The organism is Corynebacterium marquesiae, from assembly GCF_030229635.1.
GTDB classification, from domain to species: domain Bacteria; phylum Actinomycetota; class Actinomycetes; order Mycobacteriales; family Mycobacteriaceae; genus Corynebacterium; species Corynebacterium marquesiae.
The window spans coordinates 151,710-168,343 of record NZ_JASPII010000003.1 but is presented as its reverse complement, the minus strand read 5'-3'; the positions used below and the strand labels follow the sequence as shown (position 1 = coordinate 168,343).

Annotated in this window: 19 protein-coding genes; 12 read left to right on the top strand and 7 right to left on the bottom strand. The window is 59.0% G+C overall.

The window, feature by feature from the left end:
* The first annotated feature begins 4 nt into the window (after nucleotides 1-4).
* The 5 genes from QP971_RS03430 (at nucleotide 5) to QP971_RS03410 (ending at nucleotide 5,060) form a co-directional block, all read left to right on the top strand.
* Entirely contained in the window at nucleotides 5-3,076 is a 3,072-nt protein-coding gene (locus tag QP971_RS03430; protein WP_284810871.1) for a bifunctional [glutamine synthetase] adenylyltransferase/[glutamine synthetase]-adenylyl-L-tyrosine phosphorylase, read from the top strand.
* A 97-nt stretch (nucleotides 3,077-3,173) separates the two neighbouring features.
* Nucleotides 3,174-3,518 (top strand): Cgl2226 family protein, encoded by a 345-nt coding sequence (locus QP971_RS03425; RefSeq protein ID WP_239273537.1) that lies wholly within the window; start codon nucleotides 3,174-3,176, stop codon nucleotides 3,516-3,518.
* Nucleotides 3,519-3,528: 10 nt separating this feature from the next.
* The gene (locus QP971_RS03420; RefSeq protein WP_239273538.1) at nucleotides 3,529-3,978 is read left to right on the top strand and encodes a hypothetical protein; all 450 of its coding nucleotides are present in this window, start codon (nucleotides 3,529-3,531) and stop codon (nucleotides 3,976-3,978) included.
* A 145-nt stretch (nucleotides 3,979-4,123) separates the two neighbouring features.
* Complete coding sequence (locus QP971_RS03415) at nucleotides 4,124-4,342, top strand: hypothetical protein (protein ID WP_239273539.1); 219 nt, start codon at nucleotides 4,124-4,126, stop codon at nucleotides 4,340-4,342.
* A gap of 10 nt (nucleotides 4,343-4,352) precedes the next feature.
* Nucleotides 4,353-5,060 carry an AAA family ATPase gene (locus QP971_RS03410; protein ID WP_239273540.1) on the top strand — a complete coding sequence of 236 codons (708 nt, stop codon included), beginning with the start codon at nucleotides 4,353-4,355 and terminating at the stop codon, nucleotides 5,058-5,060.
* Nucleotides 5,061-5,074: 14 nt separating this feature from the next.
* On the opposite strand, the gene QP971_RS03405 is transcribed toward QP971_RS03410, so the two are convergent.
* The gene (locus QP971_RS03405) at nucleotides 5,075-6,382 is read right to left on the bottom strand and encodes an MFS transporter (protein ID WP_284788889.1); all 1,308 of its coding nucleotides are present in this window, start codon (nucleotides 6,380-6,382) and stop codon (nucleotides 5,075-5,077) included.
* Between the two features lie 39 nt (nucleotides 6,383-6,421).
* Here QP971_RS03405 and thrC point away from each other — a divergent pair, with 39 nt between their 5' ends.
* From thrC to QP971_RS03385, 4 genes are read left to right on the top strand one after another with little or no spacing between them, the layout of a single operon-like run.
* Entirely contained in the window at nucleotides 6,422-7,864 is a 1,443-nt protein-coding gene (gene thrC / locus QP971_RS03400) for a threonine synthase (RefSeq protein WP_284810870.1), read from the top strand.
* A 3-nt stretch (nucleotides 7,865-7,867) separates the two neighbouring features.
* Entirely contained in the window at nucleotides 7,868-8,014 is a 147-nt protein-coding gene (locus QP971_RS03395) for a hypothetical protein (protein WP_005328137.1), read from the top strand.
* Entirely contained in the window at nucleotides 7,992-8,825 is an 834-nt protein-coding gene (locus QP971_RS03390) for a trypsin-like serine protease (protein ID WP_284810869.1), read from the top strand. Before QP971_RS03395 ends, QP971_RS03390 begins: the two co-directional genes overlap by 23 nt.
* A 29-nt stretch (nucleotides 8,826-8,854) precedes the next feature.
* Nucleotides 8,855-9,400 carry an NUDIX hydrolase gene (locus QP971_RS03385; RefSeq protein WP_049377718.1) on the top strand — a complete coding sequence of 182 codons (546 nt, stop codon included), beginning with the start codon at nucleotides 8,855-8,857 and terminating at the stop codon, nucleotides 9,398-9,400.
* 2 nt (nucleotides 9,401-9,402) lie between these two features.
* On the opposite strand, the gene QP971_RS03380 is transcribed toward QP971_RS03385, so the two are convergent.
* From QP971_RS03380 to QP971_RS03370, 3 genes are read right to left on the bottom strand one after another with little or no spacing between them, the layout of a single operon-like run.
* A complete protein-coding gene (locus QP971_RS03380; protein ID WP_284810868.1) occupies nucleotides 9,403-9,777 on the bottom strand; it encodes a hypothetical protein in 375 nt (124 codons plus the stop codon).
* A complete protein-coding gene (locus QP971_RS03375) occupies nucleotides 9,777-9,986 on the bottom strand; it encodes a hypothetical protein (RefSeq protein WP_049377716.1) in 210 nt (69 codons plus the stop codon). The genes QP971_RS03380 and QP971_RS03375 overlap by 1 nt, the downstream gene beginning before the upstream one ends.
* Before the next feature lie 18 nt (nucleotides 9,987-10,004).
* Nucleotides 10,005-10,976 (bottom strand): TDT family transporter, encoded by a 972-nt coding sequence (locus QP971_RS03370; protein WP_258172066.1) that lies wholly within the window; start codon nucleotides 10,974-10,976, stop codon nucleotides 10,005-10,007.
* A 576-nt stretch (nucleotides 10,977-11,552) separates the two neighbouring features.
* Here QP971_RS03370 and QP971_RS03365 point away from each other — a divergent pair.
* Together QP971_RS03365 and QP971_RS03360 are read left to right on the top strand one after the other, a co-directional pair.
* Entirely contained in the window at nucleotides 11,553-11,957 is a 405-nt protein-coding gene (locus QP971_RS03365) for a DUF3800 domain-containing protein (RefSeq protein ID WP_284810867.1), read from the top strand.
* Nucleotides 11,954-12,220: a hypothetical protein gene (locus QP971_RS03360; protein ID WP_239661067.1), complete on the top strand. Its 267-nt coding sequence runs from the start codon at nucleotides 11,954-11,956 to the stop codon at nucleotides 12,218-12,220. Before QP971_RS03365 ends, QP971_RS03360 begins: the two co-directional genes overlap by 4 nt.
* A 318-nt stretch (nucleotides 12,221-12,538) precedes the next feature.
* Here QP971_RS03360 and glnA read toward each other — a convergent pair whose 3' ends face one another.
* A complete protein-coding gene (gene glnA, locus QP971_RS03355; protein ID WP_284810866.1) occupies nucleotides 12,539-13,972 on the bottom strand; it encodes a type I glutamate--ammonia ligase in 1,434 nt (477 codons plus the stop codon).
* Nucleotides 13,973-14,090: 118 nt separating this feature from the next.
* On the opposite strand from glnA, the gene QP971_RS03350 reads away from it, so the two are divergent.
* A complete protein-coding gene (locus QP971_RS03350) occupies nucleotides 14,091-14,564 on the top strand; it encodes an RDD family protein (protein ID WP_049377713.1) in 474 nt (157 codons plus the stop codon).
* 73 nt (nucleotides 14,565-14,637) lie between these two features.
* Here QP971_RS03350 and QP971_RS03345 read toward each other — a convergent pair whose 3' ends face one another.
* Nucleotides 14,638-15,423: a DUF4191 domain-containing protein gene (locus tag QP971_RS03345; RefSeq protein WP_225746687.1), complete on the bottom strand. Its 786-nt coding sequence runs from the start codon at nucleotides 15,421-15,423 to the stop codon at nucleotides 14,638-14,640.
* A gap of 80 nt (nucleotides 15,424-15,503) precedes the next feature.
* Entirely contained in the window at nucleotides 15,504-16,568 is a 1,065-nt protein-coding gene (gene lipA / locus QP971_RS03340) for a lipoyl synthase (protein WP_005327094.1), read from the bottom strand.
* Nucleotides 16,569-16,634 lie beyond the last annotated feature (66 nt).

Here is a 16,634-nt window from a genome sequence, read left to right as displayed (position 1 = left end):
AATAATGCGTCCTGCTGCTGTGCCTTCACCGGCCACACTAGGTCTTACCCGCCCGCATGCTGCGCAGGATATTGAGCAGCTGGGGTGGAAGAATCCGGAATCAGCGGATCTGTTGTGGACCCTCGCTGCCGTGGGTGACCCAGACCTGGCTCTCAATAATCTGATCCGCATCTATGAACAAGCCCCAGAGCTAGATGATGCCGTGCGGTCCAATGAAACTTTGCGCGTGCGCCTCTTCACACTACTGGGGGCGTCCACCGCCTTTGGCGATCATCTCGCGGCGCACCCTGAACTGTGGCGAGAGTTAGAAAAACCCCTTCCGCAGCCCGAAGAGATGCTACAAAGCTTGCTTGGCGCCGTCGATGCACAGCCTGCGGATTTTGCTCACGACGTGGACCGGCCCGATCCGGCGTGCGAGGACTTGAGCGCGGCGGGCACCTACCGCGCCGGCGAGGGGGAGCATAAGCAGGCGCTGCGCACGACCTACCGCACTTTGATGATGCGCATTGCCGCCTGCGATGTGGCGGGTACCTTCCATTCCCGCAAGGGCCAGACCAGGCTGCAGCCGGAGGTAGGATTCCGCCAGATTACGGCGCTGACGACCGCGCTTGCCGACGCCGCCTTAACCGCCTCCCTTGCCTGCGCCGTGCGTACCATCTACGGCGATGAACCCTTGGATGCACAGCTGGCAGTCATGGCGATGGGCAAGTGTGGCGCAGGCGAGCTGAACTATATCTCCGATGTGGACGTCATCTTCGTCGGCAGCGAGGCAACCCCTAGGGCCACGCGGCTAGCGGCGGAGTTTAATCGCATTGGATCCACCACCTTTTTCGAGGTGGATGCGAACCTGCGCCCCGAGGGAAAGTCGGGCGCATTGGTGCGCACTTTGGAATCCCACGTGACCTACTACAAGCGTTGGGCGGAGACGTGGGAATTCCAGGCGCTCCTTAAAGCGCGCGCTATGACGGGCTACCTCCCGCTAGGCCAGGACTATTTGGACCAGATCCGCCCGATGGTGTGGACGGCGTCGCAACGCGAATCCTTCGTGGAGGATGTACAGGCCATGCGCCGCCGCGTGCTGGCCAATGTTCCTGATGACCTTAAACATCGCGAGCTGAAGCTAGGCGTGGGCGGTCTGCGCGATATCGAATTTGCTGTCCAGCTCTTGCAATTGGTGCACGGGCGCTCCGATGAGACGCTGCGCGCACTTTCCACGGTGGAGGCGCTGGAGGCGCTGATTTCAGCGGGGTACGTCGGCCGAGAGGATGGCACCCAGCTCATTGAAGCCTATGAGTTCCTGCGCTTGCTTGAGCACCGCCTGCAATTGGAGCGCTTTCGCCGCACGCACACGCTGCCGGAAAAGGACGACGAAGAGGGGATGAAGTGGCTGGCGCGCATCGCCGGCTTTTATCCGCAGGGCACCAAGTCGGCGGCCGAGCGCATGCTGTCGCACCTGCGCCGGATCCGCCTGCGGATCTCCGAGCTGCACTCGCGCCTGTTTTACCGGCCGCTGCTCAATTCCGTGGTCACCATGTCTGCCGATGAGCTCAAGCTTTCGCCGGAGGCCGCCAAGCTGCAGCTGGCCGCGTTGGGCTATAACCACCCCGACCGCGCATTCGAGCACCTGACCTCCTTGGCGGCAGGAACCTCGCGCAAGGCACGCATCCAGGCGATTTTGCTGCCAACCTTGATGGAATGGCTGGCTGATACCGCAGACCCCGATATGGGCCTGTTGAACTATCGCAAGCTCTCGGAGGCCGCGAACGATAGGTCGTGGTTCTTGCGCATGCTGCGCGATGAAGGAATTGTGGGCCAGCGGCTCATGCACATTCTAGGTACCTCGCCGTTTACCTCTGATCTGATTATTAGCGCCCCAGATTCGGTCAAGCAGCTTTCCGACGGCGCCACTGGCCCCAAATTGCTAGAAACCAAGCCCGAACAGGTTTCCAAGGCGCTGGTCAATTCCAGCAAGCGCCACGCCGATCCGGATAAAGCGGTGGCGGTGGCGCGCTCGTTGCGCCGAGTGGAGCTGGCCCGCATCGCCAGTGCGGATTTGCTGGGCTTCATGCCGGTCAAGCAGGTGTGTCACGAGCTATCCACAATTTGGGATGCCGTTCTTGAGGCTGCACTTCGCGCCGAGGTGCGCGCGTGGCGCCTGGCCAACGAGGACGCAGAGCCACCAGCCCGCATTGCCGTCATTGGCATGGGCCGCTTGGGAGGCATGGAGCTGGGATTTGGCTCAGATGCGGATGTGCTCGTCGTAGCAGAACCTCGCGAACCGGCCAATGACTCTGGCGCGGAAGGGGAGGCCGTGAAGTGGGCCATCGGGATCGTCGATAAGCTTCGGCGCCGCCTGTCTAAGCCTTCGGGCGACCCACCACTGGACGTCGACCTAGGCCTGCGCCCAGAGGGCCGCTCCGGTGCGGTGGCACGCACCATCTCCTCCTATGAGCGTTACTACCGCGAGTGGGGCGAGTCTTGGGAGCTGCAGGCTTTGTTGCGGGCGGCCTTCGTGGCTGGCGATAGGGAAGTAGGCGAGCGTTTTATGTCCATGGTCGATAACTTCCGCTACCCAGAAGGCGGCGCGAGCGCCTCGACCATTCGCGATATCCGGCGCATGAAGGCGCGCGTGGACAATGAGCGCCTCCCGCGCGGCGCGGACCGCAATACTCATACCAAGCTGGGGCGCGGTGCTCTCTCAGATATTGAATGGACCGTACAGCTCCTGACCATGATGCATGCTCACGAGTATGCCGAACTGCACGATCCGTCCACTCTGCGCGTGCTCGACGCCTTGGAGGAAAACGCAATCCTCTCTGCCGAGCAGGCCTCGGACCTGCGCGAAGCCTGGCTTATGGCTACCGACGCCCGCAATGCACTGGTGCTTGTGCGCGGCAAGCGCGTGGACCAGTTGCCCGGGCCCGGCCCGCAGCTGGCCCAGGTAGCCGGTGCCGCGGGCTGGCCGCCGGAGGAGAACCAAGAGTTTCTAGAGAGCTATCTGAAACTTACCCGCCATGCCCGAAAGGTTGTGGATGAGGTCTTTTGGGGCGAGGAGGAATCCTTCGAGCATTCGTAGAGTTGGCCTTGAAAGTCCTCGAAGTGCGCATTGTGGCCTTACTTTTTGCACTTTCGGACTCTAAAGTGGGAGGAGAATAAGAAAGGACTGGCTGGTTATGTCTTTCAAATTGCAACTCGATGTGGACACCGCCACGGTGGGCGAGTTATCCGCGCTGCTTTCCGCAGCGCGTGCCGCGGGCGTGCGCGACGGCGACGCCCTCCACCTTGATGGCACCACCTTGACCATCGAGGTCTCCACGCCGCGGGAGGAAAAGCCAGCGCCGCCGCGCCAGGAACCATCGCCCGATAGTTCCCGTCAAGCGCCTCGCTCGTGGGGGCGAGCCGACCGCATAGGGGAGGCCACCATCCGCTCCATCATTGATGCCCTCAATGATCGCGGCGAGAACCCCCGCGGCAATGACTACGGTTCCTTCGGCGGTGGCGCTGGTTACCATGGCTAAAATCAGCGGAGTGCATCGACATAAGCTCATCTACCTGTGGACCTTTGTAGCCGTGGCCGTCATCGTGGCCATTGCTGTCGGGGTGTGGGCCACCAATCGCGATAAGCCGCCCAAGGGGACGAGGACGGTGGGCGAGGCCGTGGCTGGTGGCGTGGTTCAGGAAGACATGCCCGCACAGGTCAATGGTGCTATCAAAGGCGATGATTCCACCGACGCCAACCGCGTGACCTCCCTAGCTAAGGCGCTGGGCATTCCGCTCAATTCCGTCCCGAGGGATATTACCCAGACGGAAAACGGCAAGTCCGATGTGCGCGTCTACCTCGAGCGTGAGCTCAGCAGCGCGGTGGAGGCCGGAGACATCAGCGAATCCGATGAAGAGGCAGTCCTCGTAGCCTTTGAGCGGGGACTTGTGATGCCGGCCAGCGATGGCATCGTGGCTGAAAGTTACCCGGCAAACTAGCCCTTTATTTCCTCGCGAACTGGGTGCAAAAATTCAGGCAACCCGCAGCCGAGCGGCATGGCCTTGGCAGCGATTCTCCCTAAGCTAAAACATCACAAATCGGTAACGGGCAAGGTGCTCGGTGCCGAAGCTTCTGGAGGAGACTATGACTTTCAAGACCACGCTGTCGACCGCGGTGGGAGTGCTTGCCGCTATCGCCATACCTATCACCGGCGGGATAGGGGTGGCCTATGCCGTTAATACCGTGCCGGCCGATACCATTGCCCAATCGGTTCCGTCCGGCGACTTGGGTGACCACCTGAAAGACTTTGGTGCGGCGGCAGCGCAAGAAGACGCGCTGCACGTACTCGATGAACTGAATTAACCTAGGGCCCATGCTGGTTGATGCCCTAAGCCTGAAATTCAAGCCTGATGACTACCGCGCCGAGCTGCCTGTCTTTGACTATTTGGAGGATTTAGGCAGCTTCAAGCTGCGGAGCCCAGTAACTGTTTTCGTAGGTGAAAACGGCATTGGCAAATCTAGCTTGCTCGCGGGCCTAGCTAGTGACTTGGGTTGTTCTCCCTCGGGCGGCCGCATGGGTGACCCAGATGAAATCGTTCCTCGCAGCCCCATCCGCTGCGATACTGAGGAAGTAATCCATCGCGCCTATTTCCTGCGCGCCGAAAAGCACGAGTACTTGATTGAGCGTGGGGATTCAGCGGCCGAACGGGGCGGACGTTCGACTCTTTCTCAGAACGTGGATTTGTCGCGCCGCTCGCACGGGCAATCCGTCTTTGACCTGCTCTATGAGCACATCAATGGCCAAGGCGTCTACGTCCTTGATGAGCCAGAATCTGGGCTGTCCGTTATCCGGCAACTGGCCCTCGTAGGGGAAATTGCCCAAGCAGTTGACCGCGGTGCACAGGTCATTATTGCCACGCACTCGCCGATTCTTCTGGCCTGCCCTGGTGCGGACATTGTGGAGCTCAACGATACTGGCTTTGAACGCATCGCCTTCGACGAAGCGGAAGCCGTGGCGGCGACCCGGGAGCTTTTGGCGGACCCTGAGGGAACCATTCGCTTTATCCTCAACCCGGAGTAATCAACCGACGGTTTCTAGGAAACCTCCACGATGGTGACAGAAGGCCCGTCTTCGCCAGCGCGACGGCGAAGGAAGTGGGTGATGACCACACCAATCATGCCTACTACCCAGACGGCTAGCACCGCAGCCGCGGCGGCAGTGAAATCCGGCATAGAATAATTGGGGGCGTCGGAGGAGTGGTCCAACACCATGCCGAAAAGCTGCGCGCCCAACATGCCAGAGGTAAAACCGCCCATATTTCCCAAGCCCGTAGCCGTGGCTACCACAGAGCGGTCCATGCGTTCGCGCACAATATCGAAGCCGTAATTGGCCGTTGGTGTACACAACGCGGTAATAAAGGACACCACCAAGATTGCCGGCAGCCCGCTGTCAGTGCCAAAGGCAAAGAATACGAGCCAAGTCAGCACGTGAACAGCCACAAATCCGAGGCTCAGCCACGGTCGAACATGCTGTGCGCGAGAGGAAATTTTGCCGTGCAGGGGGCCGACGAAGACCAAGAATACCGCCAGCAAGGTAAGTACCAGGCTGGACTTGGCCTTGGACATCTCCATGCCCTGGGTCATCATGGGCATGCCCCAGAGCATGACAAAGACGATGAGCGGGAGCATGCCGATGTAGTGGATGAAGTAAGCCTGCCAGGCCACCGGGGAGCGGAAGACCTTCTTCAAACGGGCCGGTATGCTGGTGGCCTGCGAGTTGGGTGGTTCCTTCTCCGTGGGAATAATCCCCAACTTCTCTGGTGAGTCTGCCACCGCCACGATAGCGGCGATGGCTACCAAGATTCCTACCGCGCCAAGGGTAACGAAGGCGGCGGTCCATCCGGCCGCACCCAGCAACCACAGGAAGGGCACCGCGGAAATGAACTGGCCCATTTGTCCTAGCGATGACGTCACCTGAGTAAACATCGGCGTGCGGTGTAGTGGGAACCAGTAGGGCAGGATGCGCATCACGGAGAGAAATGCCGTGGCATCGCCCGCGCCGATGAGAACGCGGGCGGCGATGGCCACGCCATAGCTGGTGGTAAATCCCAGGACGACCTGGCCGATGCCCATAATGACGGCACCGACCACGAGGAGTAAGCGCGGGCCGAATTTATCAATCAAGATGCCGGTGGGGATTTGGGCTAGGGCATACACGCCTAGCTGCACAGAGGTAAAGACCGCGATACGGCCGGCATCGACATCGAAGCGCTCAATGGCATCTAAACCGGCCACACCAAAAGAGGTACGGCCGGTAATCGCTACGAGGTAGACCGCCATGGCGGCTACCCAAATGCTTAAAGCCTGAGTGGTAATGACTTCTCTAGGATTCGGCTGCGACATGGCTGATACCTTACGCCTTAACTACTAAGATTCTTTTGTGTGAAGTACATTTCGACCCGCGATACCGCCCGTCAGCCCGCATCTTTTACAGATATTCTCCTCGGCGGGCTTGCCCCCGATGGCGGTTTATACCTGCCTGAGAGCTACCCACAACTGGATCCCGCCACTTTAAATTCATGGCGCACGTTGCTTGCGGATAAGGGCTACGCGGCGCTTGCGGCCGAGATACTTAAGCTTTTCATTGACGATATTCCGGCGCAAGACATCGAGGCCATCGCCGCGCGCGCCTACACCAGCCCCAAGTTCGCCGATCCTGAGATTGTGCCCGTAACGGAGCTAGGCGAGGGCCTTTTCATCGGTCATCTATCTGAGGGACCTACCGCGGCTTTTAAGGACATGGCCATGCAGCTTTTGGGGGAGCTCTTTGAATACGAGCTTGCTCGCCGCGGCGGGACCCTCAATATTTTGGGCGCCACCTCAGGCGATACAGGGTCCTCTGCAGAGTATGCGATGCGCGGGCGCCACGGCATTCGCGTCTTTATGCTCACCCCGGCCGGCCGGATGACGGCCTTCCAGCAGGCACAGATGTTTGGATTGGATGACCCGAATATCTTCAACATCGCCCTCGATGGCGTATTCGATGATTGCCAGGATGTGGTCAAGGCGGTATCGGGAGATGCTGATTTTAAGGCTGCCTACCGCATTGGCGCGGTCAATTCCATTAACTGGGCACGGTTGATGGCGCAGGTGGTCTACTATATTTCCTGCTGGCTCAAGGTCACCGAAAGCGCCGATCAGAAGGTTTCCTTTAGTGTTCCTACCGGTAACTTTGGCGATATTTGTGCCGGCCACATCGCTCGCCAGATGGGTCTTCCCATTGATCGTCTTATCGTGGCTACCAATGAAAATGATGTGCTGGATGAGTTCTTCCGTACCGGAAACTACCGGCCGCGCCCAGCCGCAGAGACCATGGCTACGTCCTCGCCGTCTATGGATATCTCGCGCGCCTCGAATTTTGAGCGCTTTGCGTTCGACTTGCTCGGCCGCGATGCAGCCGAAACCGCGGTTCTTTTCGGCACCAAGGTGAAAGAGGGCGGGTTTAGCCTCGACCACGACAAGATTGCCGCTGCCCGCGAGGACTATGGTTTCTTGTCTGGTTCCTCCAGGCACGCCGATCGCCTAGCCACCATTAAGGACGTACACGAGCGCTTTGATTACCTGGCGGATCCGCACACGGCCGACGGCATCAAGGTGGCTCGCGGCGCACAGCGCGAGGGCGTAAAAACGCCCATCGTGTGTCTGGAGACCGCGCTGCCGGTGAAGTTTGCCGAGACCATCACGGAGGCCATCGGCTCTGCCCCTGAGCCGCCCGAGCGCTTTGCCAGCATCCTCGATACTGAGCGGCACGTCAAGGACTTGCCTAATGATGCCGCGGCGGTCAAGGATTACATCACCACGTCGATTCAGAAAACGGAGGTTTAGACCATGGCCCTAGAAAATTTTGCCGGCCCGGAACACTACACCGAGTTTGATCCGGAGAAGTTCATCCGCGATCTCAAAGCCCAGGCGGAGATGGATGCGGAAGAAGATAATAAGGACAACGCCGGGGATGCGGACGCGGAGAGCAACTAGCGTCTTTGTAGGGTGCACGGCCACGTTCCTTGCGGCCTGCAGCCCGGTACGGGGTGGGGAAGAACCAAGTTTCTCCGCCCTGTCCTATAAAAACCTCATTCCCAATGAGTCCTATTCCCCGGCCACGGCGCCGCTCGCGCCGGGCACCGCCTTGGACCTCTCCGGCGATGAACCGCGGCCGGGCGCCTATTTCAACTACCAGTCGTGTACCGCGGCATGGTCATTTACGCTTGCCGACGCCCGCACGATCGCCGTCACCGCTTCCCATTGCGGCAAACCCGGCGATAAGGTCTGGGCCGGAACCGCCGACGGCAACTTTAGCTACCCCGCCGAACCTATCGGCGAGGTCATCTACTCTGATTTCTATTCCGAAGACAGCCACGACCTCGATGTTGCCTTTATCGAGATCACCGGCAGCGCTGAGTACTATGTCCCCGGGGCGGTAGACAATAGCGTCGCCACCTCCCTGGCTCACCTGCCACATCAGGTGTGCAAGCTTGGCCGCGTGACCGATGAGACGTGCGGCACGCTTTCCCATGATGCAGAGATGGCGCAGCTGAACTCGGAGGGACTCCAGCGGGATTCGCTCGCGGCTAGGGCGCGCGTATGCAGCACCAATGGTGACTCCGGTGGTCCGGTGTACGGCGAAGTAGAAGGAAAACAAACCATTGTGGGCGTGGTCTCGGGAACGACGCAGCGCCTCGAAGAAGGCCACACCTGCCAAACCACGCCGATGGACATGGAGCTGTCTTTCACGTTGGCCACCGATATTCAGCTTCTAGCTAAAGAGGTTTTGGGACCCGTGGCCTAAGTGCGCCGCACTGGTCTACGCTAGGTGGCATGCCGACTCCAGATTTTATTATTCAGCTGCGCGAAAAGATTGGCCACGAGCAGATCTTTGTGCCGGCCTGCAGCGCCATCATCATCCGTGATGTTTCGGCAGACGCCGCGCTCTGGGAAGTCCCCTCCGTGCTCCTAGTAAAGCGTTCCGATAACGGTACATGGACCCCGGTGGAAGGAATCTGCGAGCCAGGCGAGGAGATCACCACCACCGCGCTGCGAGAAGTCAAAGAGGAAGTGGGGCTCGACGCCAAGGTGGAAGCCCTTTTGGGCGTGGGGCAGTCCGGCCCTGTGACCTACCCCAACGGTGATGAGTGCACCTTTATGGGAACGGCGCTGCGCGTATCAGTACCGGATGGCGCAGAGCCGGTCATCAGCGATGAAGAAAATACCGAGGCTGGGTGGTTCTCCGTGGCGAAGCTTCCCGAAAGCGTTTCGCGCCGCCACCGCCTCATGATTGCCGACGCCGTAGCGCAGATGAAACATCCCCGCGGTTTTGCCCCGCGCATGGGCTGGATGAAGCGCAGCGAGCAACCGGGACTGTAGGGCTAGTCTTCTGCGGCGTCGGCAAGCAGACCGCCCAATTGCTGTGGGGTCTCGGCAGCGATGAGCTCTTGTGCAATGCCAGCGCGCGCATCAGCAATGTCGTCTTTGTCGCCGCAGGAAATCACGGTATCGCTGGTAGTGACCAAGAGTTTTCCGCGCCGGGCTAGGCCATAAAAGAGCGGGCAGTCTTCTGCGCTCCAGCGCCAGGCCGTGGCGTAGAAGTCCCGCGCGCCTGAGCCAAGCCACGACGTCTCCAAGAGCAGGTGGCCGCGGCGCAGGAATATGCCGTCTCGCCGCAGGCCAGCGAGTACGTCTCTCACCGCAGTCAGGTTGGCGCGATCCCAAGCGATGAAGGTGATAGGGGAACTTTTATGCATCAGCGGCGCCGGCGACGATTGCCATCTGCGTGGCCACCGGAATAGGCGCGCACGGAATTCTCGCCGCCCTCGGGGCCCAAGTCATCTATGCCCCAGGAATCTTCCGCATAGATTGCGTATTCCTTGCTCCAGTGCTCGCGCCGCGGTCGTGCTTCACGCGTGCGGCGGCGTGTGCGGCGCTTGCCTCGTTCAAAGCTGGCGTCTCGCATAGTGCCTGCGCCTCCTTGCTACCGTTCTGGACCCGTCTTAATGAGTGGTTCTTCAGGGCCGGTTTCTTCCTTTCCTTCCCACACCCAGCTGAGGAAGCGGGTGGAACACAGCGCCCAGTGGGCGGTGAGGAGGACGGGAATGGTGAGCGCAATGGCGTCGATAAGCTCGGAGCCATTGACCAATGCCAGTTGGTGGCCGCCCATGCTTACGGTTCCTGGCGGGAATGTGCAGGACCACCACGCCGGGGAGTACGGAACCCACCGTGCCACATTGGGATAGAAGGTAAACATCGCGTAGATGGACAGCGGAATGGCGATGATAAGCGCCGTAATGCCGTAATAGATGGACACCGGGCCGGGGAAGAGAATCTGCATTGCCGTCGTGGACTGGCCCACCACGCCTAACGGGACCCATGCGGTGGCTGATTTCGCGCCGGTGAAATCCACCTTGCCATGCCATGCGGCCCAGTACACGCGGGCGAAGGTGGGCACCGCCGTCACCAGGGACATGAAGAAAAATACCGTACCCATCACGTGGTAGAGCGGGCCGTAGTCATTAGCTAGCCAACCGGAAACGGAGGCCGAAATCATAGGGCCGACCAGCGGCAGGCCCCAGGTGAACTTCGGTTCGCCATCAAAGCGCGTGAGCTGGATAGCCCACGTGATAACCGTAACCGGGCCACCGATCCAAAAGCCCACTAGGCGGAATGTAGGGATATCCGTCAGACCGGAAAGCGCGGCACCGAGCGCCAAGATTCCGATGAAAAACATCGACCACTCCGCCATAGTGGTGCGCTCAAAGCTAGGGTGGCGGTAGCGCAAGAAGCCCGCGGTGAGAACGACAAAGATGACGCACGCGATGGCGGCAAAAATGCCGGCCAGGATCATCATGCCTTCTTCCACGAGCAGGCGAGAAACGATGGAGGTGCCCATGAGGCTGCCTCCCCACGCGGGGCCAGGGGCTGGGAGTTGGCGGAATCTATCTGTCACACCCACATGTTAATTTCTTTCGGTCGGGTTATCAGAATTTTGCTGTCGTTTTTGCTGGTGAGAACTCTCGCTAAGCGTGCATATAGGGGCGGGGGTCAATCCCACGTGAATGTGTGTCTGGGGTCGCACTATGAAAGTGTTCGGGAGCCAAGGAGGCGATTTTTGGGTACCGCGGGTGGATTGGTCAAAGTTACAGGAAAGACCAATGAAGTGATAAACGCCGCTTTGAGTGCTAGTATCTAAGCGGTAAGCCAGAGTTGAGCGTAAGCAAGAATACTCAGGGCAACAACTCCGAAAGCCTGCGCTTGGCGTGGGCTTTTGTGCTATCGGGAGAATTGGGTGCTGCTAGCATATATCGATGAAATCGGACAGACTGGGGCATTTGTCCATCCTCGGCATAAGAGATTCTCCGACAGCCCCGCATTCGGGTATGGCGGGTTTCTGATACCCGAAGATAAAGATCGGGATTTTGGTGCATATTTTGCTCATTCGAAGCAACAGCTGTGCAAGCATGAAATTCCGAAAGGAACTGATCCCAACCAATAGGAAAAGAAGGGATCAGATTTACTCTATGCATTGGTCTATGAGGAGCGACGGCAAAATCTGCGAGTACTCGGTTCATTAATTTCGAAGCTGAGGAATCTCGGAGGTCAACTCTTCTACTACGCGGAGGAAAAGCCACTGGGTACTCCCGAGGAAACGAACTGCGGACTAGATGAGTTTAAGGGGAGAGAAGAGTCTGCGATGCGCGAGTCTCTGAACCGGCTTGCGCGTGCGGCAGATGCGAACGATGAATCTGTACTTGTTTTGATGGACCAAATCAATGAAAAGTCGCGAAAGCAGCGTCTGCCAGCAATATATGCACATATTCTCGGCCGTGCTTCATGGCATGAAGAGATGCGTAGAATCGTGGAGCCGCCGATGCATATCGATAGCCAGCTATCCGTAAATATTCAGTTTGCCGATTGGTCTGCGCCATGATTAAACGCGCAATCGATTATCAGCTGGTGGAAGACTCGAGATACGCATGGATTGCCGAGGCTCGCGAACTACAAGCAGCATTCGGGGCTTTTACTCACGAATCAAAACTCCATTTATGGCAGCGCAGTATCGACGACCTTCATCACTCTGAGGTTTTAAATAGAGAGCGCCGAGTCATAGCACGGTCAGGTTCGTTGCTTCAAAAAGAGGAAAATCAGAGGATGCTTGAGCGGGTACGTATGGCTAGTCAGAAGAACGCCTAATCCGCTCGCATATTGAGCAATAGAGGCCAACAGCTGGTCTCGAATGAAACGATCGAGGTTGGTACTTTCTCGCGGCCAGCGCAGAGAATTAAGTAACTGCGAGGATTAGCTGCTTCACAGAATGGGGGAGGCGATGAATACTTAGCGCTATTCAAATGACCGAGTTCGTGGGCATCTTTCAGGTTGTAGTGCTGGTTGGTCTTCTCTCTATCCCGCGAAGATCCCGCAGCTTGCTTTGGCACCGACATAGTAGGAAATATTAAAATCCCGTGACCTGCGGCGATAAGGAAACCGCAGGTCAGTTTTAGGGCCCAATAACTAGCAGTCGTAGTACATCTCAAATTCCTGCGGGGTAGGACGCAGGCGAACCGGGTTAATCTCGTTCTCGTACTTGTAGTTGATGTAGGTCTCGATGAGATCCTCGGTGAAGACATCGCCTTCGGTGAGGAAGTCCATGTCCTCCTGCAGGGCCTTGAGGGAAGCCTCGAGGGAGGTCGGTGCCTGGGGGATGGACTCAGCCTCTGCGGGCGGCAGCTCGTAGAGGTCCTTATCAACTGGAGCGTGCGGCTCAATGCGGTTCTTTACGCCGTCGATGCCGGCCATCATCATGGCGGCAAAGCCCAAGTACGGGTTGCCGGATGGATCCGGTGCGCGGAACTCGATGCGCTTGGCCTTCGGGTTGGAACCGGTAATCGGGATACGGATAGCGGCCGAGCGGTTGCGCTGGGAGTACACCAGGTTAATCGGGGCCTCGAAGCCCGGCACCAGGCGGTGGTAGGAGTTCAGCGTCGGGTTGGTGAACGCGAGAACGGCACCAGCGTGGTGGAGGATGCCGCCGATGTAGTAGCGGGCGATATCGGAAAGGCCTGCGTAGCCAGCCTCGTCGTGGAAGAGAGGCTTGCCGTCCTTCCACAGGGACATGTGGGCGTGCATACCGGAACCATTATCGCCGGCCAGCGGCTTGGGCATGAAAGTTGCGGTCTTGCCCCACTGTGCCGCAGTCTGCTTAATCACGTATTTGAAAGTCTGAATGTCATCGCCCGCGTGCAACATGGAGTTGAAGCGGTAGTTGATCTCATTCTGGCCGGCGCCGACCTCGTGGTGGAAGCGCTCGATTTGGAAGCCAACCTTTTGCAGGTTCTCTACCATGGCATCGCGCACCTCACCGTGCTTGTCATACGGAGCGGTGGGGAAGTAGCCACCCTTCATGCGCGTCTTGTAGCCAGTATTCGGGCTGCCGTCGAAGTTGGTTTCGCTATCGCGGTTCCACCAACCCTCATCGGAGTCCACCTCATAAAAACCGTGCTGGGCATCGGTGGCGTAGCGCACGGAGTCAAAGAGGTAGAACTCGGCCTCAGCGCCAAAGTTGCAGGTATCGGCAATGCCGGTGGACTGCAGGTACTCTTCCGCCTTGCGCGCGATGTTGCGCGGGTCGCGGGAGAAAGGCTCAAAGGTAAATGGGTCGTGGACGAAGAATTTGATGTTCAGGGTCTTGGCCGTGCGGAACGGATCGATATGCGCGGTGGCTGGATCCGGCAGCAGGGTCATATCGGACTCATCGATGGTGGTGAATCCGCGGATTGAGGAGCCGTCGAAGGCAAGGCCATTTTCGGCATCTTCTACGGTGAACTCATCTGCTGGGATGGAAAAGTGGTGCTCGGTGCCTGGGACGTCCGTAAAGCGGATATCGACGAACTTTACGTCCTCGTCCTTAATGAATTGGACGATGTCCTGCACTGTCTCGAAAGACACGTTTGTCTCCTCGTTGTTGACCGGTGAATTGTCTCTCTATAGCCTACTAGGTTCCCACCGTTGGCATCGCGATTCCCCTCGTTTCACATCTCACTTTGTGCCCGCTAGATTGGTGAGCATGGCAGATAAGCGTACGTGGCTCGACGGGCCGAATATTCCGGGCGAATACGATGACATGGAAGGCCCCGGCCGCTGGCCGGGCGAAAAGCTCGGCCTTCCGGAGTCCGGGCCGGGGTCACTGGCCCCCGTTGGCCGCCGCGCCGGCGCCGTGGCCATTGACTGGATCGTGTGCATGCTCATTGCCAACCTGATCCACATGTTCACCACGGAACTTGGGGGCGTGGCTTTCTTGGGCTACGCCCTGTGGGTCATCATGGGCATCGTGTGTGGTTGGCTCTTTGCTCGCACCCCCGGCATGCTGCTGTTGGGTATGGGCGTGGCGCGACTCGATGTCCCCGGTGCCCGCGTGGGCCTTTGGCGCGCGGCGCTGCGCACAGTGCTCACAGGTGTGCTGTTCCCAGCGGCCATGGTTGATGCGGATGGACGCGGAATGCATGACCGCGCCACCGGCACCATCGTTATTCGCTCCTAAACAGCCTGCTTTCAAAGGCATAAGAAAATCCCTGCTACGCCGTAGACGGTGTAGCAGGGATTAGCTTTAGCGCTTATTTATTCTTCTTGCGCTGCTGGGCGCGGCGCATGCGGCGGTTCATGCCGGCCATGTTCTGCGCCTGGTGGGGCATCGGGCCCTTGGGCATACCCGGGGTGGTACCCGGCATGGAGTCCATGGCCTCGATGCGGCGGATGTTGTCGTAGGTTTCGTTCTTATTGAAGTTGCGTGGCAGCTTCATGACCTTATTGCGCAGCTTGGATACGGGAACCTCGTCCTCGCCGTTGCCCACGAAGATTTCGTAGATGGGAACGCCGCCGGCGATCTTGTCTACACGCTTCTTCAGCTGGTTCAAGGTGGGGCGGACACGGTTCTTATTGCCCTCGCACACGAAGATGACGCCGGCGTTGCCGATGACGCGGTGGATAAGATCCTGCTGGCGGGTAGCGGCCACACCGGTCTTTACGGACCACACAATACCCACGGTATTGCGCAGCTGCTGCTCCAGCGCCCAGCCGGCAGCGCCCGGTTGGTCCTCCACGCGCTTGTACATATCGCGCTCAAGGCGGCGGGTAAAGAGGAACATGGCGAGCAGCGCGCCGATGCCCAAGCCGAGGATGAGCATGAACCACTCGCCGCCAAAAAGCAGGCCAATGAGGAAGAAGAGCAAGCCCATGCCCAGGAAGGCACCCAGCATGATAGGGATAAGGGCCTTATCCTGCTTGCGCTGCATATTGAATGCTTGCCACATCTGGGACCAGGTTTGCTTACGCTGCTGGCGCTTGGCCGCGCGTTCTTGCTTCTTTGCAGCCTTTAGTGCTGCCTTGTCATCTTTCGCCATGGCTCCTACTTTAAAGGTCAACGGGCATAAATGTTAAAACGGCCCACGCGAAAACGCAGGCCGTTGTGAAAACGTTCGGTTTAGCGGATAGTGGCCGCCGCCGAATTCGCATTAGCCGGGGTCTTGGCCATGCGGGTGGTCACAGGAGTCTCTTCCGATGGGCCGTACTTCTCCAGCAGAGTGGAGGCCTCTTGGGCGGTGGCGCCCTGGGAGGTCTCGGCCAAGTGCTTGAGGTTTTCTGGCAGCTCGAAGCCGCGCTTTTCCATGGCCTGCACGTAGAGGCGGCCGGCGCGGTAGGACGAGCGCACCAGCGGGCCGGACATGACGCCGCCGAAGCCGAGCTCCTTGGCCAGCTTGGAGTGGGCGACGAATTCCTCTGGCCGCACCCAGCGCTCAATCGGGTGGAAGCGCGGGCCGGGGCGCAGGTACTGGGTGATGGTGATGATATCGCAGCCAGCAGAGCGCAGGTCACGCAATGCTTCCTCGACCTCATCCTCGGTCTCGCCCATGCCCAAAATCAGGTTGGACTTGGTAATCAGGCCATAGTCGTGGGCTTGGCGGATAACGTCCAAGGAGCGCTCGTAGCGGAAGGCCGGGCGGATGCGCTTAAAAATGCGCGGCACGGTTTCCAAGTTGTGGGCGAAGACCTCTGGCTTGGCTTCAAAGACCTCTTCCAAAAGGTCCGGCTTGCCGGAGAAATCCGGGGTGAGGTTTTCCACGCCGGTATGCGGGTTAAGCTCGTGAATCTTGCGCACCACCTCGGCATAGAGCCAAGCGCCCTCATCCGGAAGATCGTCGCGGGTAACGCCGGTAATGGTGGTGTAGTTAAGGTCCATTTCCCGGATATTTTCGGCCACGCGGCGCGGCTCGTCGCGGTCTAATTCTTCCGGCTTGCCGGTGGCAATATCGCAGAAGTCGCAGCGGCGGGTGCACTTATCGCCACCGATAAGGAACGTAGCCTCGCGGGATTCCCAGCACTCGTGGATATTCGGGCAGCCTGCCTCTTGGCACACGGTGTGCAGGGAAGCGCCGGCCACACGGGATTTCATGTCCTCGTAGCCCGGGCCAGTGCGGACCTGGTTGCGAATCCAGCGTGGCTTTTGTTCGATGGGTGACTCCGCATTCTTCTTTTCAATGCGGAGCATCTTGCGTCCTTCAGGCTTTACAGTCACAAAAACTCACTTTATCGGTTGACGGTGGTGATGGCTAAT

Coding starts and splice junctions, on each gene's coding strand:
- QP971_RS03385 (WP_049377718.1), top strand. CDS start 8,855: ATGCCGACTCCAGATTTTATTATTCAGCTGCGCGAAAAGATTGGCCAC.
- QP971_RS03395 (WP_005328137.1), top strand. CDS start 7,868: ATGGCCCTAGAAAATTTTGCCGGCCCGGAACACTACACCGAGTTTGAT.
- QP971_RS03360 (WP_239661067.1), top strand. CDS start 11,954: ATGATTAAACGCGCAATCGATTATCAGCTGGTGGAAGACTCGAGATAC.
- QP971_RS03390 (WP_284810869.1), top strand. CDS start 7,992: ATGCGGACGCGGAGAGCAACTAGCGTCTTTGTAGGGTGCACGGCCACG.
- QP971_RS03415 (WP_239273539.1), top strand. CDS start 4,124: ATGACTTTCAAGACCACGCTGTCGACCGCGGTGGGAGTGCTTGCCGCT.
- QP971_RS03345 (WP_225746687.1), bottom strand. CDS start 15,423: ATGGCGAAAGATGACAAGGCAGCACTAAAGGCTGCAAAGAAGCAAGAA.
- QP971_RS03375 (WP_049377716.1), bottom strand. CDS start 9,986: ATGCGAGACGCCAGCTTTGAACGAGGCAAGCGCCGCACACGCCGCCGC.
- QP971_RS03430 (WP_284810871.1), top strand. CDS start 5: ATGCGTCCTGCTGCTGTGCCTTCACCGGCCACACTAGGTCTTACCCGC.
- QP971_RS03425 (WP_239273537.1), top strand. CDS start 3,174: ATGTCTTTCAAATTGCAACTCGATGTGGACACCGCCACGGTGGGCGAG.
- QP971_RS03380 (WP_284810868.1), bottom strand. CDS start 9,777: ATGCATAAAAGTTCCCCTATCACCTTCATCGCTTGGGATCGCGCCAAC.
- QP971_RS03405 (WP_284788889.1), bottom strand. CDS start 6,382: ATGTCGCAGCCGAATCCTAGAGAAGTCATTACCACTCAGGCTTTAAGC.
- QP971_RS03350 (WP_049377713.1), top strand. CDS start 14,091: ATGGCAGATAAGCGTACGTGGCTCGACGGGCCGAATATTCCGGGCGAA.
- QP971_RS03410 (WP_239273540.1), top strand. CDS start 4,353: ATGCTGGTTGATGCCCTAAGCCTGAAATTCAAGCCTGATGACTACCGC.
- lipA (WP_005327094.1), bottom strand. CDS start 16,568: ATGCTCCGCATTGAAAAGAAGAATGCGGAGTCACCCATCGAACAAAAG.